The sequence below is a fragment of the Pedobacter sp. genome (assembly GCF_965227205.1).
Taxonomy (GTDB): domain Bacteria; phylum Bacteroidota; class Bacteroidia; order Sphingobacteriales; family Sphingobacteriaceae; genus Pedobacter.
The window spans coordinates 1,258,962-1,283,377 of the sequence record NZ_OZ245727.1 but is presented as its reverse complement, the minus strand read 5'-3'; the positions used below and the strand labels follow the sequence as shown (position 1 = coordinate 1,283,377).

Annotated in this window: 22 protein-coding genes; 6 read left to right on the top strand and 16 right to left on the bottom strand. The window is 34.4% G+C overall.

Going from position 1 to position 24,416, the window contains the following annotated elements:
- Positions 1-31: 31 nt before the first annotated feature.
- The 4 genes from ACO05K_RS05440 to ACO05K_RS05425 all read right to left on the bottom strand — a co-directional run bounded on the left by ACO05K_RS05440 (position 32) and on the right by ACO05K_RS05425 (position 3,858).
- Entirely contained in the window at positions 32-1,468 is a 1,437-nt protein-coding gene (locus ACO05K_RS05440) for a M56 family metallopeptidase (RefSeq protein ID WP_421943440.1), read from the bottom strand.
- Entirely contained in the window at positions 1,449-1,811 is a 363-nt protein-coding gene (locus tag ACO05K_RS05435) for a BlaI/MecI/CopY family transcriptional regulator (RefSeq protein ID WP_421943439.1), read from the bottom strand. Before ACO05K_RS05435 ends, ACO05K_RS05440 begins: the two co-directional genes overlap by 20 nt.
- A 108-nt stretch (positions 1,812-1,919) precedes the next feature.
- Positions 1,920-2,369, bottom strand: a complete 450-nt coding sequence (locus tag ACO05K_RS05430) for a hypothetical protein (protein WP_421943438.1) — start codon at positions 2,367-2,369, stop codon at positions 1,920-1,922.
- 112 nt (positions 2,370-2,481) lie between these two features.
- Entirely contained in the window at positions 2,482-3,858 is a 1,377-nt protein-coding gene (locus tag ACO05K_RS05425; RefSeq protein ID WP_421943437.1) for a dicarboxylate/amino acid:cation symporter, read from the bottom strand.
- A 160-nt stretch (positions 3,859-4,018) separates the two neighbouring features.
- On the opposite strand from ACO05K_RS05425, the gene ACO05K_RS05420 reads away from it, so the two are divergent.
- Genes ACO05K_RS05420 through ACO05K_RS05410 form a run of 3 tightly spaced genes read left to right on the top strand, consistent with a single transcriptional unit; the run spans position 4,019 to position 5,700 of the window.
- Positions 4,019-4,516, top strand: coding sequence for an RNA polymerase sigma factor (locus tag ACO05K_RS05420; protein ID WP_138821654.1), 498 nt, complete (start codon positions 4,019-4,021; stop codon positions 4,514-4,516).
- Complete coding sequence (locus ACO05K_RS05415; RefSeq protein WP_421943436.1) at positions 4,503-5,096, top strand: hypothetical protein; 594 nt, start codon at positions 4,503-4,505, stop codon at positions 5,094-5,096. The genes ACO05K_RS05420 and ACO05K_RS05415 overlap by 14 nt, the downstream gene beginning before the upstream one ends.
- Positions 5,097-5,133: 37 nt before the next feature.
- Entirely contained in the window at positions 5,134-5,700 is a 567-nt protein-coding gene (locus ACO05K_RS05410) for a DUF922 domain-containing protein (RefSeq protein WP_421943435.1), read from the top strand.
- On the opposite strand, the gene ACO05K_RS05405 is transcribed toward ACO05K_RS05410, so the two are convergent.
- The 6 genes from ACO05K_RS05405 to ACO05K_RS05380 form a co-directional block, all read right to left on the bottom strand.
- Positions 5,689-6,060: a diacylglycerol kinase family protein gene (locus tag ACO05K_RS05405; protein ID WP_421943434.1), complete on the bottom strand. Its 372-nt coding sequence runs from the start codon at positions 6,058-6,060 to the stop codon at positions 5,689-5,691. The two genes, ACO05K_RS05410 and ACO05K_RS05405, sit on opposite strands and share 12 nt — an antisense overlap.
- A 2-nt stretch (positions 6,061-6,062) precedes the next feature.
- Positions 6,063-6,668 carry a hypothetical protein gene (locus ACO05K_RS05400; RefSeq protein WP_421943433.1) on the bottom strand — a complete coding sequence of 202 codons (606 nt, stop codon included), beginning with the start codon at positions 6,666-6,668 and terminating at the stop codon, positions 6,063-6,065.
- Between the two features lie 63 nt (positions 6,669-6,731).
- Positions 6,732-8,642, bottom strand: a complete 1,911-nt coding sequence (locus tag ACO05K_RS05395; protein ID WP_421943432.1) for a beta-N-acetylhexosaminidase — start codon at positions 8,640-8,642, stop codon at positions 6,732-6,734.
- 189 nt (positions 8,643-8,831) lie between these two features.
- Positions 8,832-9,788, bottom strand: coding sequence for a thioredoxin-disulfide reductase (gene trxB / locus ACO05K_RS05390; protein WP_421943431.1), 957 nt, complete (start codon positions 9,786-9,788; stop codon positions 8,832-8,834).
- A 346-nt stretch (positions 9,789-10,134) separates the two neighbouring features.
- Positions 10,135-11,289, bottom strand: a complete 1,155-nt coding sequence (locus ACO05K_RS05385) for a dipeptidase (protein WP_421943430.1) — start codon at positions 11,287-11,289, stop codon at positions 10,135-10,137.
- A gap of 60 nt (positions 11,290-11,349) precedes the next feature.
- Positions 11,350-12,978, bottom strand: a complete 1,629-nt coding sequence (locus ACO05K_RS05380; protein ID WP_421943429.1) for an acyl-CoA carboxylase subunit beta — start codon at positions 12,976-12,978, stop codon at positions 11,350-11,352.
- Between the two features lie 321 nt (positions 12,979-13,299).
- Here ACO05K_RS05380 and ACO05K_RS05375 point away from each other — a divergent pair, with 321 nt between their 5' ends.
- Complete coding sequence (locus ACO05K_RS05375; RefSeq protein ID WP_421943428.1) at positions 13,300-13,743, top strand: DUF2721 domain-containing protein; 444 nt, start codon at positions 13,300-13,302, stop codon at positions 13,741-13,743.
- Positions 13,744-13,788: 45 nt separating this feature from the next.
- On the opposite strand, the gene ACO05K_RS05370 is transcribed toward ACO05K_RS05375, so the two are convergent.
- The 4 genes from ACO05K_RS05370 to guaB all read right to left on the bottom strand — a co-directional run bounded on the left by ACO05K_RS05370 (position 13,789) and on the right by guaB (position 20,041).
- The gene (locus ACO05K_RS05370) at positions 13,789-14,253 is read right to left on the bottom strand and encodes a MaoC family dehydratase (protein WP_421943427.1); all 465 of its coding nucleotides are present in this window, start codon (positions 14,251-14,253) and stop codon (positions 13,789-13,791) included.
- Positions 14,254-14,308: 55 nt separating this feature from the next.
- On the bottom strand, positions 14,309-14,902 hold the full coding sequence (locus ACO05K_RS05365) for a TIGR00730 family Rossman fold protein (protein ID WP_421943426.1): 594 nt from the start codon (positions 14,900-14,902) through the stop codon (positions 14,309-14,311).
- 182 nt (positions 14,903-15,084) lie between these two features.
- Complete coding sequence (locus ACO05K_RS05360; RefSeq protein WP_421943425.1) at positions 15,085-17,661, bottom strand: TonB-dependent receptor; 2,577 nt, start codon at positions 17,659-17,661, stop codon at positions 15,085-15,087.
- 910 nt (positions 17,662-18,571) lie between these two features.
- Positions 18,572-20,041: an IMP dehydrogenase gene (gene guaB, locus ACO05K_RS05355; RefSeq protein ID WP_421943424.1), complete on the bottom strand. Its 1,470-nt coding sequence runs from the start codon at positions 20,039-20,041 to the stop codon at positions 18,572-18,574.
- 181 nt (positions 20,042-20,222) lie between these two features.
- Here guaB and ACO05K_RS05350 point away from each other — a divergent pair, with 181 nt between their 5' ends.
- Positions 20,223-20,504 carry a pyrimidine/purine nucleoside phosphorylase gene (locus tag ACO05K_RS05350; RefSeq protein ID WP_421943423.1) on the top strand — a complete coding sequence of 94 codons (282 nt, stop codon included), beginning with the start codon at positions 20,223-20,225 and terminating at the stop codon, positions 20,502-20,504.
- Positions 20,505-20,594: 90 nt separating this feature from the next.
- Here ACO05K_RS05350 and ACO05K_RS05345 read toward each other — a convergent pair whose 3' ends face one another.
- Entirely contained in the window at positions 20,595-21,866 is a 1,272-nt protein-coding gene (locus ACO05K_RS05345; RefSeq protein ID WP_421943422.1) for a M16 family metallopeptidase, read from the bottom strand.
- Positions 21,859-23,103 carry a M16 family metallopeptidase gene (locus ACO05K_RS05340; RefSeq protein ID WP_421943421.1) on the bottom strand — a complete coding sequence of 415 codons (1,245 nt, stop codon included), beginning with the start codon at positions 23,101-23,103 and terminating at the stop codon, positions 21,859-21,861. Before ACO05K_RS05340 ends, ACO05K_RS05345 begins: the two co-directional genes overlap by 8 nt.
- A 187-nt stretch (positions 23,104-23,290) precedes the next feature.
- On the opposite strand from ACO05K_RS05340, the gene ACO05K_RS05335 reads away from it, so the two are divergent.
- Positions 23,291-24,415 (top strand): CofH family radical SAM protein, encoded by a 1,125-nt coding sequence (locus tag ACO05K_RS05335; protein ID WP_421943420.1) that lies wholly within the window; start codon positions 23,291-23,293, stop codon positions 24,413-24,415.
- The last annotated feature ends 1 nt before the right edge of the window (position 24,416 follow it).

Sequence of the window (24,416 nt, the reverse complement as noted above, 5' to 3'; positions counted from 1 at the left end):
TAAAGTGCCTTTTTTATTTCAAAATGAAAATTTATTTAATTCTAGGCCGACCCACAACAGTAATTGTTTTAATCGTATTTGGGTCAATCGAGTTCAATTTCTCTCTATCGACAATTTCTCCATTTATAATAAATGAGCCATCAGTACTCCTTTTAATACTATCTGCAGGAACGCCCCTAAATCGAATAATTTTGCTTTGACTTATACTCTTAAGTCCGTAACCAATTACAGTAACATCTACAGGTTTATTATACTTATCATCTTTTGAAGTATCATCCGAACTAAGAAAAATACCAGCAAAACTCCAATGGCTTTTAGCTTCATCTATTTCCTTTTGAACAATAACATCAACCTTTTTGTGGTTATCAGTAGAAACAAGCTGTATAGAATCGCCAAAAGTTGAGGGTGCACGAAGAATATTAACGACGGTTAAACTCCTATCCTTTTTTATCTTTTGTTTTTGATTAGCTGTTGCTAATTGAGCTTTTTTTAATTTTGAAACCGATGGTTCCAAAGCAACTGTATTATTTATCGTTTCATTTTCGTTTAATACATTTTTAACAGAAATAATTCTCTCTTCAATATCCTTTTTATCGATAGTAAAAGCCAAACTAACGCATAATATTACGGGCAAAACGAACATATATCTGGTTAAATTAACTTTAGAAGAACGCTTCACATTCATCATTTTAATTCGTTTTTTTAAATCAGATAGGTTGAAGTTATTAATGATTTTAACTGGATTTTGAAGTGTACCAACATCAAGCAAGCTGTATTGATATGCTTTTCTGTCTACTCCCTTTTTTAGAATCTTAGCATCTGTTATAAATTCGATATTTTCTTTGACGGCTTTTTTCATCAACCAAACACCAGGATTAAACCAGTAAAAAACCAGACTAATCTCTGCAAGAATAATATCTAATGTATGTAATTCTTCAACGTGTATTTTTTCATGCTCGATGATGTTATTCAAGTCTTGAACTTTATGCAACTCAGGGTTTACATAAATATTTTTCCAAAAAGAAAACGGACTAATTTTCTCATTCAAAATTCTAACCTTATAGTTATCTATCATTCCCGGATTAGACTTTCTATGAACTCGATTTAAGGAGATAAATTGAATAGCTAACCTTAATGCCATAAATAAAGTACCTAAATAAAAAACAACTGTTAAAATTTGCCACATCAACGAAACAGACTCTAATTGAACAAGCTGACCAACATTTTCCTTTAAGCCTGGAACAAAGGCTGGTAATCCATCGTGCTTGTAAAATATTTCTGTTAAATTGATAAATGGGTAAACCGTAGAAAAAACGATTCCAAACAGTAGAAAAATTCTATTTAGAAAGTAAAATGTTAATTTACGTAAAACGAGATAATATGTGAGTGCGAATAGTGTAAGCACTAAATTTATCTTCAATAAAGCTACAAACATTAAAGGCATAATATTATTTTCCAGGGTTTTCAATCAAGTTGATTATCTCTTTTAACTCCTCGGCACTAATCTTTTTATCTTTAGCAAAAAAGGCTACAAGTTCTTTGTAAGAACTTTTGAAATAAGAATCTACAAAACCACTCATAAACCGCTTTTTATAATCCGCTTCTTTAACTTTTGCTCTATATTGATTTGCATTAGCAAATCTTTCGCTCGCTAAAAATCCTTTACGCTCAAGATTTTTTATTGTTGATGCTAGCGTAGTATATGGTGGTTTTGGTTCTGGCAAAACATCCATAAAATCTTTTATGAACCCTTTACCCAACTGCCAAACCGCAAGCATTGCTTCTTCTTCCTGTATTGTTAATTTCTCCATTTTTATTACGAAATAATCGTAAATATACGAAATAGTATTAAACCAAAAAAGCCTAAATAAAATAACTAATTGTATTTTACTTAGGCTTTTAAATAGCATAAGAAAGGTTTATTTTCCGCTGCGTCTTTCTGCTTGATTGATGGTTTCTTCTAAAATCTTTCTCATTTGCATAGCTGCATCTAATAGTTTTGGATTACCATCAAAATCTCCATAAATTACAACGTGCTTATCTTTTTCTTTATACTTTAAAAACATGTCGTAACGCGGAACTGAAATAGATTTTGTACTCTTCTTGCCAATTGTATCCGGGAAATTCCATAATCCTAATTCGTTTGCTTTACTGTGAATGTAAAGAATATCGTCACTTTTTAATCCAACTTTTTTAACAATAATAGAATCGCGACTGTTTACGTAACGATAAGAACTGTCGGCTGAATTATACTCGTTTTCTAAAGTATCTTTTATCCCCCATTTATAATCCAAAGAAACAAAATCCTTCTTTCTGAATGGAGCATTTTTAATTATCGGTTTATAATATATGTAACAGTAAATTATCATTGGTACAATGATGGTTAACGCTAAGAATATCTTTTTTGCTCTACTTGACACTTTTATTAATTATTGAATGAATGAATTTTTGATGATTGAATTTTAATTATTAAGAGCAAAATTACGCGTCTTTTAGTTCACCCTCCCACTTGCTTACTACAGCAGTAGCGATACTGTTACCAACAACATTGGTAGCAGAACGGCCCATATCCAACAATGGATCAATACCGATTAACAATGCTAAACCAGCCTCTGGAATATTAAAACTAGCAATTGTTCCTGCAATTACCACTAATGATGCTCTTGGTACACCAGCAATACCTTTACTGGTTAACATTAAGATTAACAACATTGAAATTTGCTGTTCAAAACCTAAGTGTATGCCATAAGCCTGTGCAATAAATAGCGATGCAAACGTCATATACATCATTGAGCCATCCAGATTAAACGAATAACCTAATGGCAAAACGAAACTCACAATTTTATCTTTACAACCAAAACGCTCCAAAAGCATCATCGTTTTTGGATAAGCTGCTTCGCTACTTGCCGTACTAAATGCTAAAATCGCAGGTTCTTTCATATCATTTACAAGCTTAAACACTCGTTTTTTGAGAATCAGAAAACCTAAGAAAATCAGCATACCCCATAAAATAACTAAACCGAGATAAAACTCCCCTATAAATATTGCGTATGTGTTTAGTACAGATAATCCTTGTTTGGCTACAATAGCAGTCATGGCCCCAAAAACGGCCAATGGTGCGAAATTCATTACGTATCCAGTCATTTTTAAAATAACATGAGCAATGGCATCAAAAGCTTTAATTACTACCTGACCTAAGTCGCCTATTGCAGCAGTTGCAACGCCGAAAAATAAAGAGAATACAACAATTTGAAGGATTTCGTTAGTTGCCATTGATTCGGCAATACTTTTAGGAAACACATGAGCAATGAAATCTTTAACGCTCATTGCTGTTTTCTGAATTCCGGTGTTAACCAACTGATCTGGAAGTGTTAGTTTCATATGTTTTCCAGGTTCAAAAATGTTTACCAAAATTAAACCTAAGACAAGCGACATGAGCGACATTGCAACAAACCAACCCAATGTTTTACCTCCAATTCGGCCTACTGCTTTAATATCACCGACTTTAGCAACACCAACAACTAGTGTGGTAAATACTAGTGGCGCTACAATCATTTTTATTAATCTTAAAAAGATATCGCTCAAAAGCGTAAAATACTCTAGTTTTTTCTCTCGTATTTCTTCGTTTTCTTTTTTGATTTTAGCATTTATCTTTCTGTCGGCTTTTAATTGTGTAAAAGCAGCGGTTGTTGTATCAGTAGTTTTTTTAATACTAACTTCAATGCTTTTAACTTTAGCATCTGCGTTTAGAATATTCTGGTTGTAAACATCAATCGAGTTTACATTTAAAATATATCCTAAAGCAATACCCGCTATCAGCGCAACGAAAATAAAAATAGTGAGTTTGTTTTTCTTCATAAATAATAAAGTTGTGGCTTTGTTAATTTGGTAAAACTACGATATTTACCTCGTGTAACAAACTTTGATTTTTCAACGCTGTTGAAACCGTAGAATTTTTACATTGAGGCTGTAACAAAAAATACAATCAGCCATCTAAAAAGCAATTACATCCTACTAAATGGAACAAAAAGACAAGTTATTTAAGCAGATCTTCGATTCGAATTCCAAAAAAATATTCCATTTATGTTATGGTTACACAGGCGATACCGATGCTGCTAACGATCTCTTACAGGAAACATTTTTGAAAGTTTGGCAAAATCTAGATAAATTCAGAAACAAATCATTAATATCTACCTGGATATACAGAATTGCTGTTAATACCTGCTTAACGTATTTACGCTCAGAAAAAAGGCAGGCAAAAGACGAACTCACAGACAACATTATTGAAAATAAAATCGAAGAATTTTCTGAAAAGAACGAGCAGGTAGCACTTTTATACACTTGCATTTCGAAGCTCGAAGAAAACGATCGTTTGATTATAACTATGGTATTAGATGAATTACCATACCACGAAATAGCAGATATTTCGGGCATTAGTGAAGGCAATTTAAGAGTAAAAATTCATCGTATTAAACAGAAATTAACAGAATTATACAATCAATATGCAAGCGTTTGATCAAATACAGGAGTTGTGGCAAAAGCATGATGTAGAACTTAAAGTTTCTGCAGATGAAATGTTGCAACAGGCAAAGAAAGAAGTGAATGGATTGAAGCTAAAATCTGCTTTAAATATTTTGGGTATGCTTGCATCTTTTATTGCAATTGCAGCGCTCTGGATATTTTTCCACTTCGAATCATGGACTACACATGTTGGAATAAGCATCACAATAGTTTCAATTGGTGTTTATACTTTAATTCTTTATCGCGATTATAGATTGATTTCTAAAACAGATTTTACCGTACATCCAAATCAATATTTAAACAACTTAAAAACCTATCAATTAAATCGTTACAAGCTATACAATTCTCTTTATTGGTTTTATACTGTAGCATTATCATTGGGTATTTTATTCTACTTTATAGAAATTTTAACTTACTTAAATACCATTCAAAAAATAATCGCAATTGCATTAACAACAATGTGGATTGTCTTTTGCTCTACCATTCTAAGAAAGGCTGTAATAAAACGAGAAAAAGAAAGAATTTCATTATTGATAGAAAAATTTGAGCGAATTAGCATGCAAATTTCAGAATAGAAATAATTAGGCACGGTTTTTTCATTTAGTTTTTAATATGAAAAATCTTGCCTTATTTATTTTAATTGCCATATCCTTACCGTTAATTTCGTTTAAGCAGGATTTTGCAGAACCTGTGCAGTTGAACTTCGAAACTTACTTTAAAGGTAAGCCTGGTGAAAACTCTCCATACTTTGCACTTACTGTACTGACATGGAAATACAGCTACGAATCAACAACATATCGTAATCGAGTAGTAATAAATTTAAAAAATGAAATTTCTATTGACAAAAGCCGTTCGTGGGTTAAATGGGATAAAATAAAGAATGAAGAGATTAAAGCTAACTTATTACATCACGAACAAGGCCATGTAAACATTCATTATATCCTTCAGTTAGAATCTGATAGAGTATTAAAAAACAGAAACTACTCCGTAAAAAATTTCAAGAATCAAATTTCAGATTTAGCCAACCAAATCAGCAAATATTATGATACCATGCAACGGAATTATGATGAAGAGACTGAACATGGAAGTAATCATAAAATGCAAGCACGCTGGGATAAAATAATTGAGGATAAAATTACAGAAGCCAAAGCAGCCACTTTAGCGGATTCAAGGAAATAACCTTGGATAAAAGATAATTACACCAACTATTACAGCAAATAAAGCAGTAAGTAAAACTGCTCCTGCTGCTAAATCTTTAACAATTTTTATTTTAGGATTGATCTCTGGAGATACTACATCAGCAAGTTTTTCTATTGATGAATTAAAAATCTCAGCAATAAAAACTAAAAAAATTACACCAATAATTGCTATCCATTCTGATGGAGATATTTTCAGCCAAAATGAAAAACCTAGGGCTAAAATTGCTGCTAACAAATGTATTCTTGCGTTGTGTTCTGTGTAGAAAAACAACTTCAATCCGTTAAAAGCGTACCCAAAACTCTTAATTCTATCTTTTAATGAAAACTTTTTATCACTCAAAATTATTCAGGTTTAACTTCATCTGTAGAAAAACTATTTCCTCTTAGTTTATATTGATAAGTTTTGGTAAGTGTCTTAGTGCTATCTTCAACATCTTTAGCTGGAAATGAGCGATACAATTCTCCATTTTTTATAAAAAATTTATCGTTGCCGTTATATCCTTTTTTTTGATTTGAAGTTAACAAAGGGAAATTAATTTTATTAAAACTACCTCCAGAATATTCAAATACATTCAAATCTAAAACTGTTTTTTTACTCAGCAGCTGAATGTAAAGTTCGGGATTACCATCGTTATCTAAATCCATATTCCATGCATCATTTAAAATTCCATTTCGTTTTACTGATGTTGAACGATAAATGTTTTTTACAGAATCAGACATTAAGATTTGGTAACCACCAATTGAATCTTTACCCTTTCCCCAACTAAAAACTTCAAAATTTAATCCGGGTTTAACTTCAATATCCGTATAAAACGGGAATGGATTTTTTCTTACAACTGGAGTTTCTAGTTTAACCTCTTTTGCTTCTTCAGTTTCGGTGCATGCTAAACAAAACAGCATCCCTGCCAAAAGCAAAAGATGCTGTTTTGTTAAAGTTCTTATTTTCATTTCTTTGGGACGTTTGTTCTATCCACCAAATTAAGAAAATTAGATTTTTTATACAAGCTATTTTTATTTCTTGGCTTCAGTTTTAGTTACTGGAGCGCCATTATCTAATATCGTTTCCGTTGTTACGCTTCTTTTTCCACTTGGCGCTATTACAATCGTTTTTAAAGTTCTTTTTTCACCTTGTGGAACTTTTACAGAGATTGGTTTTGTATATAAAAATGCATTTTCCGAAGGTCGAGATTCATCAAGCGAATAATAAATTTTGCCCCCTTTTACCGGCACTTTTAAATCAATTGTAAAATCACTTCCTGTTAAAGGTTTTTCACTTTGTCCAATTGGTGTAGGCACCCATAAATTCCAGCCTTTTTTATCTAATTGCGCCAAATGTGTTGGTAAACGTTCTTCGCTAAAATTCTTTAAATCTTTACGTTCAACCGGTGACCAAGCAATTTCAGACAATGCAAGTAAGCGTGGAAACGCATGATTTTCTGCCTTCTCAGGAGTTTTAATATACTCGCTCCACATATTAGCCTGAACACCTTTTATGTATTTTCTTTGGTCTGCAGTTAATACTTTTGGAATTGGGTCATAAGCATATATTTTTTGATATGGAGCGTAACCACCAATCGTTACCGGCTCATCAGGAGAATTTGATTGTTTATGGTCGATGTATAAACCCATAGAACCAGGTGTCATAATTACATCGTGATTTTGCTGAGCCGCAGCAATTCCACCATCCTCACCTCTCCAACTCATTACAGTTGCGTTTGGAGCTAAACCACCTTCTAAAATTTCATCCCAACCAATAATAGAACGACCTTTACCATTCACGTGTTTTTCAATAGTTTGAATGAAATAACTTTGTAATTCGTGCTCATCTTTTAAACCTTTCTGTTTCATCAATTGCTGACAAAACGGAGATTCTTTCCAATAAGTTTTTGGTGCTTCATCACCTCCAATGTGGATATATTTTGAAGGAAAAATAGCGATTACTTCATCCAATACATTATTTAAGAACGTGAACGTATTTTCAGATGGAACAAAAATATCATCAAAAACGCCCCAAGTTTGTTGTACTTGTTTGCCTTTTCTGCTTCCAGACCAAGGCGTTTTATCACTAACGAAAGTATCTCTATCAGGGAAACAACTCAATTCAGGATAAGCAGCAATTGCTGCTGATGCATGTCCAGGTAATTCTATTTCTGGAATAACAGTAATGAACTTTTCTGCCGCATAACGAACAATTTCTTTAGCTTCTTCCTGAGTATAAAATCCTTTAACCTCTGTTAAATAATTTCCGTTACCAGGATAGCGACCAATTACAGATCCGTTTCTGATTGAGCCAACTGAAGTTAATTTTGGATATTTTTTAATTTCCAATCTCCAACCCTGATCATCAGTTAAATGCCAATGGAAGGTATTAATTTTATAATACGCCAACTGATCGATATATCTTTTAATAAATGATATTGGGAAATAGTGACGGCAAACATCAAGCATGGTTCCACGGTAACTGAAGCGAGGATAATCGTTAATGGTTACCGCAGGAATATTAACTGAGCCAGAAGTTTTAGCCGGCAACATTTGCATAAAAGATTGTACAGCATAGAATAGCCCTGCTCCTTTACCTACCAATTTAATTTGATTTGGTGTTACAATAATGTTATATCCCTCAGCTGGCAATTTATCTGCACCAACAGAAGTTAATAATATTGATTTTTGATTTGGCTGAGAAACTTTAACTTCTCTTAAAGCAAAACCAGCATTAGTTACAATAAACGCATTAAGTAAATCGGCTGATTTAGCACCATCAATACTTTGATTGATTAAAACTGCTGTTTTATCTAAAGTAAAATTACCACTGCTTTTTGTAATTGAAACAGGGGCAGGAATTATACCCAAGTTTGGATCTGACTGGGCCAAAACAGATGTACTGATTAACACGCCAATGAAAATCGAAAATACTTTGTTCATAATAGAGATTTGGTTTTTGTTATGTTACACCAAGATATAGATTATGTAAAGATTATAAATAACACATTTTTGTTACAATCAATATCAAACGTTTGACAAATTATTTAAAGGATGAAAATAAAAATCTGAGGTATAAAAAAAGAGAAACCATTTCTGATTTCTCCTTTATAAATTTATTATAAAATGTTGTTAAGCTTCTACAGGATGCTCTTTTGCAGCCAGATATCTTTCGGCATCTAAAGCAGCCATACAACCAGAACCCGCAGCTGTTACCGCTTGTCTGTAGTACATATCCTGCACATCGCCACAAGCAAAAACACCTTCGATATTGGTTAATGTAGAACCAGGTTTAGTGCTTAAATAACCAGTATCATCCATATCTAACTGACCTTTGAAAATATCAGTATTTGGTTTGTGTCCAATCGCCACGAAGAAACCTTCAACAGGAATTTCAGAAGTAATATTGGTTTGGTTATTAACCACTTTAACGGCTGTTACATTTTTACCATTCCCCAAAATCTCTTCAGTTTCGGTATTATAATGAACAATGATATTTGGCGTTGCTAAAACACGGCTAACCATTGCTTTAGAAGCTCTGAACTCATCTCTACGAACCAATAAATGAACTGTTTTACAAAGTTTTGCTAAATAAGTTGCTTCTTCTGCTGCAGTATCTCCTGCCCCAACAATGGCAACGTCTTGTCCTTTAAAAAAGAAACCATCGCAAACTGCACAAGCGGAAACACCAAAACCATTGTATTGTTGCTCACTTGGCAAGCCTAACCATTTTGCGGTTGCGCCAGTTGCAATAATTACGGTATCAGCGGTAATTGTTTTAATTTCATCAACAACAACTTTATGCGGTGTAGAAGAAAAATCAACAGAACTTACATAACCAAAACGAATATCAGTACCAAAACGTTCTGCTTGTTTACGGAAATCTTCCATCATTTCCGGCCCCATAATACCTTGAGGATATCCCGGGAAATTTTCTACATCAGTTGTTTGTGTTAACTGACCACCAGCCTGCATACCAGTGTACATAATTGGCTTTAAATCTGCTCTGGCTGCGTAAATTGCAGCAGTATATCCTGCCGGACCAGAACCAATAATTAAACACTGAACGTGTTCGTTTTCTTGTGACATTATATTGTGTGTTTGAAATTCAATAATTGTGATACAAATTTAATGCTTTAAATAATTGTTAACAAGTATGCATTGTCAACATAGTTTACTTATTAACAACTGATTTTCTAACTAACAGATACTACAAGCAAAAATCCTTGGTTAAAAAAAAAATCGTTTAAAATGATATCACTTTTTCTTTATTGTAATGATACTTTTGCTCTTCAATTCTGAAGCTTGCTCTCGCATTTGTTCCAAGGAAATTTTACATTTTTTAGAATTAACCTTTTTTGCGAATTTATCTAATGCCGAAAAAGATATTTTGTATTCCATCTTTGAAACTCTTTACTTTAAAGTTTTCCTAACTTCATCTATTCTCCCTTATCAACCTGATAACATTTTCACCAAGAATTTTCTTAATCTCAGCTTCTGAATACCCATTTTTTATAAGTTCAGTAGTAATCTTCGGATAATCGGCAACGCTATTCATTCCTAAAGGAAAAGATTCTGCACCATCGAAATCTGCACCTAAACCAACATGGTTAACCCCAATCAATTTTACTATATAGTTAATGTGTTTAATTAATAGCGAAATGGGTGGACGAATTTCATCGGCTTCTTTTTTATGATTTGAAATTACAGTATCAATAGCAGCGCTTCTTCCATATTTTGATGTAAGTGTTTTGAGCTCAGCATCGTATTTAGTTAAGAAGTTTCTCTGTTTTCCTCTGTAAGTAGAATCTAAAAAACCACTATAAAAATTAACACAAATTACACCGCCGTTTTTACCAACTGCTTTAATTTGATTATCACTTAAATTACGTGGAGCAGGATTTATATTGTAAACACAACTGTGCGAAACAATTACTGGTTTTGAAGTTATAGCTAAAGCATCGTAAAAAGTTTTTTCTCCAACATGAGATAAATCAACCATTACACCTAATTTGTTCAAACGTTGAACAACTTGTTTCCCAAAGTCATTTAGTCCGGCATTTTCCGGCTTTACCTTCCCAGATTTTTCTTCGGCAGCGGAGCTAGACCAGGATGTACTATTGTTCCAGGTTAGTGTAAGATAACTCATTCCGCGTTTCGCCAAACTATCGATATAATCTAGTTGATCATTTATCATGTGACCGCCTTCAACGCCAATCAATGCAGCCATTTTTTTCTCTTTAACCGTTTTCTCTAAATCGCTTGCCGTTCTTACTAATTTTATCCTATCGGGATATCTGTTAATCAAACTGTAAAGAGAATCAATTTGTCGGTTTGCGAGTTTGTAATCTCCGGTTTCATCACACCAAACAGAAAAGAACTGAACATCTAAGCCGCCTTTTTTTGCCCTCACTAAATCAAAATTCCCAGAAGATTGAAGTTTTCCAACATCAATTCCTGACGAAATCTGGTTAAATAAAATATCGCCATGCGTATCAATCACTATAGCATTTTGATGAATATTACTTGCGTTTTGAGCAAATAAATTAATTTGAAAAGATAGGAATAAAGCAACCAGAAAGATTTTCATGCATTAAAGATAGATGTTTGAAATCAGAAGCAATATTTTAAACTCATTGATATAAAATAATTAGGTTTGAATTATACCAACATTAAATCTTTTCTTAATCGGCGATTGATTGGCGGCCTCAATGCCCATCGAAATTACCTTTCTCGTTTCCATTGGGTCGATAATCCCATCTACCCAAAGTCTTGATGCTGCATAATATGGCGTAGTCTGACTATCATACTTATCGGTAATTTCTTTTAACAATTCTGCCTCTTTTTCGGGGGTGATAACCTCTCCTTTTGCTTTTAAAGATGCTTCTTGAATTTGCAGTAAAGTTTTTGCCGCCTGTGCACCACCCATTACCGCGATTTTTGCAGTTGGCCACGCATAAATTAACCGTGGATCGTAAGCTTTACCGCACATTGCATAATTGCCAGCACCATAAGAATTACCGATAACAATTGTAAATTTTGGCACTACAGAATTTGCGACCGCGTTTACCATTTTGGCTCCGTCCTTAATAATTCCGCCATGTTCTGAACGACTTCCAACCATAAAACCGGTTACATCTTGTAGAAAAACCAAGGGAATTTTCTTTTGGTTACAGTTCATAATGAAACGTGAGGCTTTATCTGCACTATCAGAATAGATAACGCCGCCAAACTGTAGCTCTCCTTTTTTAGATTTTACAACTTTCCTTTGGTTCGCCACAATTCCAACTGCCCAACCATCAATTCTACCCAAACCGCAAACAATACTTTGACCGTAACCTTTTTTATATTCTTCAAATTCCGAATCATCAACCAAATGGTTAATAATATCCATTATTTCATATTGTTTATCCCTGTTTTCAGGAATAACACCATAAAGTTCTTCTTCGTTTATCTTGGGCTTTGCTGACTTAATTCTATCGAAACCAGCATTTTCGGGGGCACCTAACTTGCTCATTATATTGCGAATACTATCCAAACAAGCTTCATCGTTTGGGTGCTTGTAATCGGTAACGCCAGAAATTTCGCAATGGGTTGTTGCACCACCTAAAGTTTCATTATCCACTTCTTCGCCTATGGCTGATTTTACCAAATAAGAACCCGCTAAAAATACAGAACCTGTTTTGTCAACAATCATTGCTTCATCGCTCATAATTGGCAAATAAGCTCCACCTGCAACACATGCACCCATTATTGCAGAAATTTGAACAATTCCTTCTGAAGACATAATTGCATTATTGCGAAACATTCTCCCGAAATGTTCTTTATCAGGAAAAATCTCATCTTGCATTGGCAAATAAACGCCTGCACTATCTACAAGATAAATTACCGGCAATCGGTTTTCCATTGCAATTTCTTGGGCCCGTAAATTTTTCTTGGCAGTCATTGGAAACCATGCTCCTGCTTTAACTGTTGCATCGTTCGCTACAATCATACATTGTCTTCCGCTTACATAGCCTATGCCGCAAACAACGCCAGCAGAAGGACAGCCACCTTGTTCTTTGTACATTCCATCGGCAGTAAATGCGCCAACTTCTAAAAACTCTGAATTTTTATCTATTAAATATTTTATGCGTTCTCTTGCAAGTAGTTTTCCTTTTTCCTTTTGTTTAGCAGCATTTTTTTCACCACCACCCTCGTAGATTTTTTTTAGTTTAACTTTTAACTCGTAAACCAATTGCTTGTTTACATCTTCGTTCTTGTTAAATTCGATATTCATGGCAGCAATTTAAATTTAATTTTATAAAAAGCGTTGCGACTGATTTGGTTTCTGGTCTACCTCGAGCTTTAACCGCAAAGTAAGCAAAGGAATAACGCGAAGTGCGCAAAGTATTTTTAACCACAGAGCACACAAAGAAAAGAGCACAAAGAGTAAGGTTTGAATCATACAACAAAGAAATAATCTTCTTCACTTTGTACTACATGAAAACTTCGTGTACTTTGTGGTAATTAAAAAACTTAAGCACCCAACTTTGTGTTCTTTGCGCTTAAAACAACTCGATATCCTTTTAAAATAATATTTTTGAATAAATCTCGCTAAATGGAGTTAACAATAAATATACCTGCACTATTATTCCCGGCAATAAGTTTAATTATGCTGGCCTACACTAATCGTTTTTTAGCATTAGCAAGTTTGGTAAGAAGTTTAAAATCGAAATATGAAAGTGAGGATAAAAATATTGCAGTACATAAGCAAATCGGAAATCTTCGTTATCGCTTAAAGCTGATAAAAAATATGCAAGCTTTTGGTGTTCTCAGCTTTGCAAGCTGCTTATTTTGTATGTTTTTTATCTATTTGAAATGGAATATCCTTGCAGAAGTGCTTTTTGCTTTGAGTTTGATATTCTTTATGATTTCGCTGGTAATTTCGCTAATTGAAATTCAGATAAGTACGAAAGCTTTAGAATTGGAACTTAGCGGATTGGAAGAGCTAGAGGAAGAATCCCTCAGCGGATTTATTAAAAAGAAATTTAATAAAGATTAGAAATTACCACACAATAATAAATGTGTGGTAATTATCTAAAAACTCTTATTCTGTAATAAAATGATATAAGAAAACAACTTCTCCAGTAAAGGCAGGCTTCTTTTGGTCTTCAATTTCCATTTCGATACCCATGTGTACTTTTGTTACGCCACGAAGATTTACAATTGATGCCAGTTTTGCTTTTAATCTGATTTTACTATCAACAATTACGGGTTGTGCGAAACGTAAGCTTTCAATACCATAATTAATTTCCATTTTTAAATTACGAATTTCAACAATTTCTTTCCATAGATAAGGGATTAAAGCAAGTGTTAAATAACCGTGTGCAATGGTTGCCTTAAACGGCCCTTCATTTTTTGCTCTTTCTTCATCGGTATGTATCCATTGATGATCTAAAGTGGCATCAGCAAAATTATTAATTTGTTGCTGTGTAATTTGATGCCATGAAGATACGCCTAACTCTTTACCTAAATGTTGTTCAAATTCTGCGTGTGATGAAATGATTTGCATTTTTATATATTTTGTGATGCTTTTAATTCAAAAAGCAAATTATAATTTACTGTATTTATATTAAGTTTCGCTCTCTAAACCAAACCTCATCTGGCGTAGCCGAGAAATTATCCATTTTATCAATTAATGATTTTGCGCTTTCTTCGTTAAACACCAAATCGCGATTTGCAGGTTTGAGAAATTTGTGCTGAACCATTACATCCATCTGTGCAAATAACGGATCGTAAAAACCGTTAACATTTAAAACACCAATTGGTTTATTGTGTAAACCTAACTGCAACCAAGTTAACACTTCAAAAAACTCTTCTAAAGTCCCAAAACCTCCTGGTAATATTACAAAACCATCGCTCAAATCGGCCATTTTTTGTTTACGTTGATGCATGTTTTCAGTCAAAATCATCTCCGTAACACCTTTATGCCCAACTTCTTTATCCATTAAAAATTGAGGAATTACACCAGTAACTTCACCGCCAAGTTCAAGAACATCATTCGCTAAAACGCCCATCACACCAACACTTCCACCACCATAAACTAATCTGATCTGCTGTTCTACTAGACTTTGAGCTAATTCCTTAATTGCAGTTCTTAACTTTTCATCGCCATTAAAATTTGAGCCACAATAAACACAAACGGCTTTTAATTTATTCATTTATCAAAAATTTACCGAAGTTAAGATTTTCTTATTGCCCAATAAATTTTAATTCTGCACAAAACTGTTACAGTTACATTTTTTATGGTTTTGAACACAATTACGATAGTTTATTCTCACTAAAACAAAAAGCGCCGATAAATCGACGCCTTTTAACCAAATATAAGAGAGAAAAAGATTTACTAAAAATTGAAGCGTAATGTTGCCCCATAAGTTCTTGGGTCACCAAGTACGCCTGCATATAAGCCAGAGTTACCTGCCGCTGCCTGTAATTGTTCGTAATAATTTTTGTTACCGATATTTCTACTCCAAACAAAAAACGAAAACTTATCAGATCTGAATCCTAAACGAGCATTAAACAGCGAATAGCCTGCAACATTTAAAACACTAGAAGGTGTTGCGTTAGATGAATAATCTGAACGGTAACTCACATCACCTGCAACAAAATATCTCCCGGCTTGAGTTGTTAAATTACCAGCCGTACTTAATTCTGCACCTCCTGAAACATTCCATTTAGAAATACCTGGTAATCTACCACCAGAAGCATCTTTAAAAGCTACTTGAGTTGAAACACCATTTATAACTTCTGTATGTCCGGTTTCTTCTAAAGGAAGTGGCGCATTTGTAAATGTTTTGTACTTGCCATCTAAGTATGATAATGCAGCATTTAACGATAAAAATCTTTCTAATTGATAAGTTCCATCAATTTCCAAACCTTTAACATTTACTTTTTCTGCATTAGCTAAATAACCTCTGTTTACACCCAATTGTGGCGATTGAACATTGGTTTGGTAATCTTTAATATCAGTATTAAAAGCTGTCACATTAAGTATTGCACCTTTAAATGGTTTTGTTTTAACACCTAATTCGTAATGCTCAACATATTCTGGTTTAACTACTGCCAAACTTAAATCTGCCTGACCATTTGCTGTAGTTGGTAATCCACCAACATTAACACCAACTGGTTTGTAAGCCGTTGAAAAAGTTCCGTAAATGTTTAATCTGGTTGTTGGGCGGTAAGAAACCGTAATATTACCAGATAAATTATTGTTCTGTGTACTGGTGTTAAATTGTTGGTTGCTGTAAACAGCTGCTTTCAATGCTAATAAAGCAGCATCTGTTGTTTGCAAACCACCATAAGTATTTCTATCGTAATCAACATCTTTCTTATCATACGTAAACCTTAAACCTGGTAAAACGTGTAAATGCTCTAAAACTTCCCAATCTACCTGACCAAAAACTGCAGCACTTAAAGATTTAATTGTAGAGTTTGTTCTGATACCAAAGCCATCCAATAAACCCGGTGTAGAATATAAAGCCTGAGCACCAGTATTTGCTGTTTGAACAAATCTCCATTGGTCTTTCCCTGTTTCTTCCGTTTGCCCTAAGCCTTGCAAGTTTTGCCCTAATGCAAATACACCAATTACACCACTTAATTTATCTGTTATGTTTCCAGCATATCTGATTTCTTGCGAGTATTGATCGTGGCGAGAATTACCCTGAGATTTTGTAAGCGCAGAAACTTCTGAGAAATCTCTATCATTTGTTGGGTCCCAGTTCCAAAATCTCCAGGCAGTTGTTGAGGTTAAAGTTCCGCCACCAATTTTGTAATCAACATTTACCGATAAACCACCTATTGATTGATTGTGTCTCCAAGGTGTATTAGTATTAATTTCTCTCGAAAAAGGATTGATTTTAGGCTGTTGATATCCTAAATCAGAAATAATTCGGGCGTATTGGCGATAAGCACTTCGCTCTGTTTGCGTTACACCAGCAATAACTAAAGGGTAACCAGCCGGATGTTGAATGCTTACATCGCCACTTAATAAAACTTGTAATTTATCTGATGGTGTGAAATATAACTGACCTTTAAAACCAAGGTTGTTTTGTCCACTATACCTGCGTTCTTCACGTGTATTCCAGATTGTACCATCGCGTTGCGTACCTGAAATTGATAATTTAGCTGAAAGATTTTTAGTCAAACCACCAGTGATAGATGCTTTGGCTTGTATGAAGTTATAATTACCGACACTTAATTCTGCCTTCGCAGATGGAGTTTGACTTGGTTTTGTGGTTGTGATGTTAAATGCACCTGCCGTTGTATTTTTACCAAACAAAGTTCCCTGTGGACCACGGATAACCTCTATCCTTTCGATATCAAGAAAATCTGTTGAAGTAGCCGCCGGACGAGCGTGGTAAACGCCATCTACATAAAAACCAACTCCAGGGTCAATACCATCATTTGTTAAGCCGAATGTAGAGCCTAAACCGCGAATATTTAATGTTGTATTACGAGCATTTGAAGCATATAATTGTACTGAAGGCACCAATTCTTTCAAGCGGTTAACATTGAATGCTCCGGCATTTTCAGCTGCTTGTCCGCCAATTACTGTAATCGGAATCGGTACATCTTGCAAAACTTCCGAACGTCTTCTTGATGTAACCACAATTTCATCTAATTGTGTGTCTTCCACCAAAACCAGTTCTACAGTATCCTGAATTTTTAAAATCTGAAAATCCTGAGGTTTGTACCCAACAGAACTTACCTGAATATAAAACGGTGGCTCTTGCCTTGCATCGATGGTAAAAATACCTTGCTCATTTGCCTTTGCCGTAAAATTTGTACCTCTTACTTTAATTGTTGCGTTTGGAATTATTGAACCGCTTGGTCCTTTTATTTTACCTGTTATTGGATTTTGAGCAAAAGAATAACTCGCATAAAGTATTATTGAAAAGAATATTAATAAACTTTTTTTCATGATTAGTTTAATGTGTTTGGGTTAGATATTTTTTGTTGATTACTGCTCCGTTCGGAATTCTTTGATATTTTTCGCAATGCAGAAACAACAACAATAAGTGTGGAGGTTTTGAAAGTTTTTCATTATTATATAAAATCTATGGATTTAGTCGACAAATATATTAAAAAAACACAATTGCCAAATTTTATTTTGTATTAAATATTATTGATTGTGGTAAACTGAATTTAATTTGCTATTGAAACGCGGAATTGATTTTGTTTTGCCACAGATTGGCAGATTTTTAACTTAGCATTTGTTGAAAACTTATTTTGCCACGGAAACACAGATTGACACGGAATTATTTTGCTTTTTGCTACAGATTTGTAGATTTAGAACTTAGCTTTTATCGATAAAAAGGAAATTAGATTTTTTCAAAATTTAGAAAAGCAATGACCAAGGTGAAATTTAAGTTAATCGGGCTTTACGCTAAATCTTTTTGGCTTGAGAAGAAACTTACGAAGTCTAATGAAACGATGGATATTAGACTTCGTAAGTTTAACCTGTACTCGCCAAAAAGGATATCGCTACAATCCCGTTTAGATGGCACGGTAATTACAACTATTTGCATTTGCAGGGCGTTCTTAAACAATCCTTTAATTTTAAACCTGACAGCAGCGGCAGCCCCGAGTTTTTCTACGAGGGCTACAGCGAATGGCAGGACTGCTCAAACCGATAATGTAGGGCGCTCATTTTCAAAAAATAAAATTTAACCGTAAAATAAAAAACGAGGCTATAGTTACCTATGCCTCGTTCTATTATTTTTAAAGCTGATTTAAAAGATTTAGCTATGCTGAGCACTTCGTAGTTCTCCACTGCAATCGAAATGACGAACTGACAGAAAGCTTTCTGCTTTAAGCTTTTACCTTAAAGCTTATCTTGTATAATTCGGTGCTTCTTTAGTAATTGTAATATCGTGTGGATGACTTTCACGCATACCTGCAGCAGTAATTTGAACGAATTGCGCTTCTTGTAAAGCTTCGATATTTCCTGCTCCGCAATACCCCATACTTGCACGTAAACCGCCAATGTATTGGTACATTACTTCGGCCAAAGTTCCTTTAAATGGTACGCGACCAACAATTCCTTCCGGAACTAATTTTTTAATATCATCTTCCACATCCTGGAAATAACGGTCTTTTGAACCTTGTTCCATTGCTTCGATTGAACCCATACCACGATAAGATTTAAACTTACGTCCTTCGTAAATAATAGTTTCACCTGGTGATTCTTCTACACCTGCAAATAACGAGCCTGCCATTACTGTACTTGCTCCAGAAGCGATTGCTTTTGCGATATCTCCGGTATGTTTAATTCCACCATCTGCAATAACTGGAACACCAGTACCTTTTAATGCCTTTGCGCACTCGTAAACAGCGTACAATTGCGGAACGCCAACACCTGCAATAATTCTGGTGGTACAAATAGAACCCGGACCAATACCAACTTTAACAGCATCAGCACCTGCATCGGCTAAAAATTTTGCTGCTGCACCGGTTGCTATATTTCCAACGATTACCTGTAAATCAGGATATTTAGCTTTAACTTCTTTTAATTTATCAACAACTCCTTTTGAATGTCCGTGAGCAGTATCAATCGTAATTACGTCCACTCCTGCATTTACTAAAGCATCAACTCTTTGAATGGTATCGGCTGTTACACCAACTGCCGCACCAACACGTAAACGGCCACGCTCATCTTTACAAGCAGCAGGATAGTTTTTAACTTTCGAAATATCTTTGAATGTGATTAAGCCACTTAAAAAACCATCTTTAGTTACTACCGGAAGTTTCTCGATTTTATGATTTTGAAGAATTTCTTCTGCCTGAACAAGATTTGTACCTTCTGGAGCAGTAATCAAATTATCCTTTGTCATTACTTCTGCAATTGGTCTTGCCATGTTTTTCTGGAAGCGCAAATCGCGGTTAGTAATAATACCAACTAATTTATTATCGCTGCTTACCACCGGTATACCACCAATTTTATGCTCTTTCATAATTTTGAAAGCATCTGCAACAACAGCGGTTTCTAATAAAGTTACCGGATCTTGAATCATTCCACTTTCCGAACGCTTAACCTTGCGAACTTCATTTGCTTGTCTTTCGATGGTCATGTTTTTATGCAACATACCTATACCACCATTTTGCGCAATTGCAATAGCCAGTTCAGCTTCTGTTACTGTATCCATGGCTGCAGAAATTAATGGAACGTTAAGCTTAATTTTTTTTGTTAAAAAAGTGGCTGTATTTACATCGCGGGGCAGAATTTCAGAATATGCGGGTACTAAAAGTACGTCGTCATAAGTTAAACCTGTAGCAATAAATTTTGTGGAATCGAGTTGCATAAAAAATAAATTAGGATTTATTATATGCGGGGCAAAGATAGGAAAAATAGGCGAAAATAAAAGTGCAAAAATTAATTTACTTAAATATTAAGCTGTGCTGACAAATGAAATTCTACAAATCAATTCGTGTTTTACGTAAAGCTTAATTATAATTGCCTTATCTAAAAACGATTAATTAATTATGATAACTGAAAATCAATATTTCGAAGGGAATGTAAAGTCTTTAGGCTTCCAAACTTCTGACGGTAAAGTAACTGTTGGTGTTATAAATCCTGGCGAATACGAATTTGGAACCGCACAAAAGGAAATAATGAATGTAATTGAAGGTGAATTATCAGCTTTGCTACCAAACGAAAATGATTGGAAAGTTTACCTAGCTGGAACTAGTTTTGAAGTTGAAGCAAATACTTCATTTAAGGTTAAAACCGATATTCAAACGGCTTATCTTTGCCAGTATAAATAAATTTATGTCATCTTGAGCTTGTCGAAAGATTTATAAAGCGTTTCGACAAGCTCAACGTGACAGATTATAAGTGATTGTTAGACCACTTCCCTACTTCTTCCCTACTACAATTTCGGTCAAGTTTTCTGTGTTTAAATATTTATTAGCCAAAGCCAACAACTCATCAGCAGTAATTGATTTAACTTTTGAAATGTAGTTTTCGTAATAACTATAATCTAAACCAGAGAAATAAATATTCTTGAATTTGTCGGCATGAGAGAAAACATTCTCTAAACTTCCAAGCATTGAGCCAAGCATATAATTTTTAACCAGGCTTAATTCTTCATCACCAATTACTTCAGTTTTTAACAACTCGATTTCTTTGTAAATTTCGTTTAGCGCATCTGAGCAAACGTCAGCGCCAACTTCTGTACCGATAAAGAAATAACCTGCATTGTGAAGTGATACAATTCCAGAGCCAATTCCATAAGTATAACCTTTATCTTCACGGATATTTGTCATTAAACGCGAACCAAAATAACCTCCTAAAACAGTATTTAAAATCTGTAATCCGGCAAAGTCTTCATGTTTTCTATTAATAGATAACTGCCCAATTCTAATTGCAGACTGTAAAGATTCAGCTTTCTCTTTGTAAACTGTTTTCTTCTCTGGAGATTGAAAGCTGAAACTATTTTTTACAGCATTTCCATTAGCCCAGTTTTGCCCAAATTCTTTATTTAAAAGTTCAAAACCTTTATCATCAAACTTTCCGGAAACAACTATTGTACAGTTATTTGGAGCATAGGCATTTTTAAAATACTCTACTAAATCTTCTTGCCTAACCGCATCGTAATGTTTTAGTTGGATATCAACGCCATAAGCTGTATCGCCAAATAATGCGTTAGAAAATTCCTTTCTTGATAACACATCATTTTTTTGAAGATTAACCTGAAGTTTTTGCTTTTGATTCTGAATGTAAATATCTAGTTCCTTTTGCGGAAACTGACTTTCAGATAAAACATCTTTAACTATTGGCAATACAGAATGAAGATGTTTATTTAAAGTGTAAAGCGTTACCGAAGATTGATCCTGATTATATTCGGTTTGAAAAAAAGCACCGTAGAAATCTATTTTTTCGGCAATTTCTTTTGCAGAAAGTTTGTTTGTTCCATTATTAAGCAATGCATTTACAGCAATGGCTTGCAAAGGTTTTTCTGGATTCCAGTTTACGTTATTGAAAAGAAATTCGATGCGAACTAAATCCTGTTCTCCAGAAAAAATGGTAAAAACAGGAACATCATTAGCTAAGACACGCTTTTCTGGATGAATAAATTCAATATGATTTACCTGTTTAAAATCAGGCGCTTGAGTACGATTAAGCATGTTCTTCTGTTAAATAATATAGTGTTGATGATTGCTCTTTGCTAAAAGTTTCGTTAGATATTCTTTTAATATCTTCTGCCTGAACTTCCAGGTATTTAGATGCTTCCTGATTTAGAATATCTGCATCGCCAAGCAATTCGTAATAAGCAAGATTCATGGCTTTATCCAGCAAGCTCATTTCTGAAAATACTAAAACCGATTCCACCTTATTTTTAACTTTTGTTAATTCATCCTTAGTAACTAATTCGGTTTTGATTTTTTCTAGCTCTGCCCAAATTGCAGCTTCTGCCCTTTCTACAGAAACGCCTTCTACAAGTTTTCCTTCAACAATGAACAAACCCGGATCTAAACTACTGGAAATGTAAGCGTTTATGTCGCTAAAAAGCTGCTGTTCTTTTAACAAACTATTGTGCAATCGAGATGATTTTCCGCCTGAAAGAATATCAGAAAGTAAATCAAAAGCATAATAATCTTTATCTAGCCTTCCAGGCATTTTAAACGCAACATAAATTGCATTTAATGGTACTGCAGCTTTAATAGTTTCTGCTCTTTCTTCTGTTTGTTTATCTTCCTGAATTAAATTGCGTTCATATTTTTCGCCAGATGCAATTGGTTCAAACCATTTTTCGGCTAATTTCTTTACATCATCGGTTTTAACATTACCACCAACAACAAGAATTGCATTTTTTGGATTGTAATGTTTGTTGAAAAATGCTTTTACATCGTCCATTTTTGCATTTTCGATATGAGCAAGTTCCTTACCAATTGTTGCCCAACGATATGAATGTTTTTTATATGCCAGCGGACGCAATTTCAACCAAACATCGCCATAAGGCTGATTTAAATAACGCTGTTTAAACTCCTCACTAACCACGTTAATTTGAGTTTCTAAACTTTTATCTGAGAAGGCTAAACTTAGCATTCTATCACTCTCCAACCAAAAAGCAGTTTCGATGTTTTCTGCTGGTAAAGTGATGTAATAGTTTGTAATATCGTTACTTGTGAAAGCGTTATTCTCGCCACCAACTCTTTGTAAAGGCTCATCGTAACTTGGGATATTAACCGAGCCACCAAACATTAAATGTTCAAATAAATGCGCAAAACCGGTTTGTTCAGGGCTTTCATCACGAGCACCCACATCATATAAAATATTTAAAACTGCCATTGGAGTTGTTGGATCTTCATGTACCAAAACTTTTAATCCGTTGGCTAGTGTAAAACGATTAAAATCTACCATTATCTAATTTTAGGATTGTAAAGATATTATTTTTGGTTGGTTAGTTTTTTCGATTATTGGTTTTTTGGGAAATTTACAAATCCTAAACAACAAGGTAACCAAATGCCTTTATCAGTAATAACCCAATTTGACATCTAAAAAACCAAAACATAAAAAAAGCAAACAACCATTTCTTTATCTTTGTAGTATGAATACAGCCGATTTACTACAGAGGGCATTACATTTTGATTTTTTAAGTCTTGAAGAAGGTGTACACTTATATCACCATGCCGATACAGCATCGTTAATGTTTGTGGCGAATGAATTGAGAAAAATTCAGGTACCGAGTGGAAAAGTGACCTGGCAAATCGACAGAAATGTAAATACTACCAATGTATGTATTGCGAACTGTAAATTCTGTAATTTTTTCCGTCGCCCGGGCCATGATGAAAGTTACATTACTGATATAGAAACCTATAAATTAAAAATTGAAGAAACTTTCCGTTTAGGTGGGGACCAGCTTTTATTACAAGGCGGACACCATCCTGATTTAGGACTGGCTTTTTATGCTGATTTATTTAAAAAATTAAAAGAATTATATCCTGATTTAAAGCTACACGCTTTAGGTCCACCGGAAATTGCGCATGTGGCAAAACTTGAAGGCATTTCGCATACCGAAGTTTTACAAGTTTTAAAAGATGCAGGAATGGATTCGCTTCCAGGTGCGGGTGCAGAAATTTTAAACGATAGAGTAAGAAGGTTAATATCAAAAGGAAAATGTGGCGGGCAAGAATGGCTTGATGTAATGCGTGCTTGCCATCAATTAGATATTACAACATCTGCAACGATGATGTTTGGACACGTAGAAACTATTGAAGAACGTTTCGAACACTTAGTCTGGATTCGTCAGGTTCAAAGTGAAAAACCAGCCGATGCAAACGGATTTTTAGCATTTATTCCATGGCCTTTCCAAGATGATGGAACTTTATTAAAACGTTTGCGTGGTATTAGCAATAATGTTACTGCTGATGAATATATCCGCATGATTGCTTTGAGCCGAATTATGTTGCCAAACATTAAAAATATCCAAGCAAGTTGGTTAACCGTTGGAAAAACTACGGCACAACTTTGTTTACATGCAGGTGCAAATGATTTTGGTTCGATTATGATTGAGGAAAATGTGGTTTCTGCTGCCGGAGCACCACATCGTTTTACTGCAAATGGAATTCAGCAATCCATTAAAGCTGCAGGTTTTGAGCCTCAGTTGCGTGGACAAAAATATAATTACCGCGATTTACCTGAACATTTAGAAGAACAGGTAATTACTTATTAAG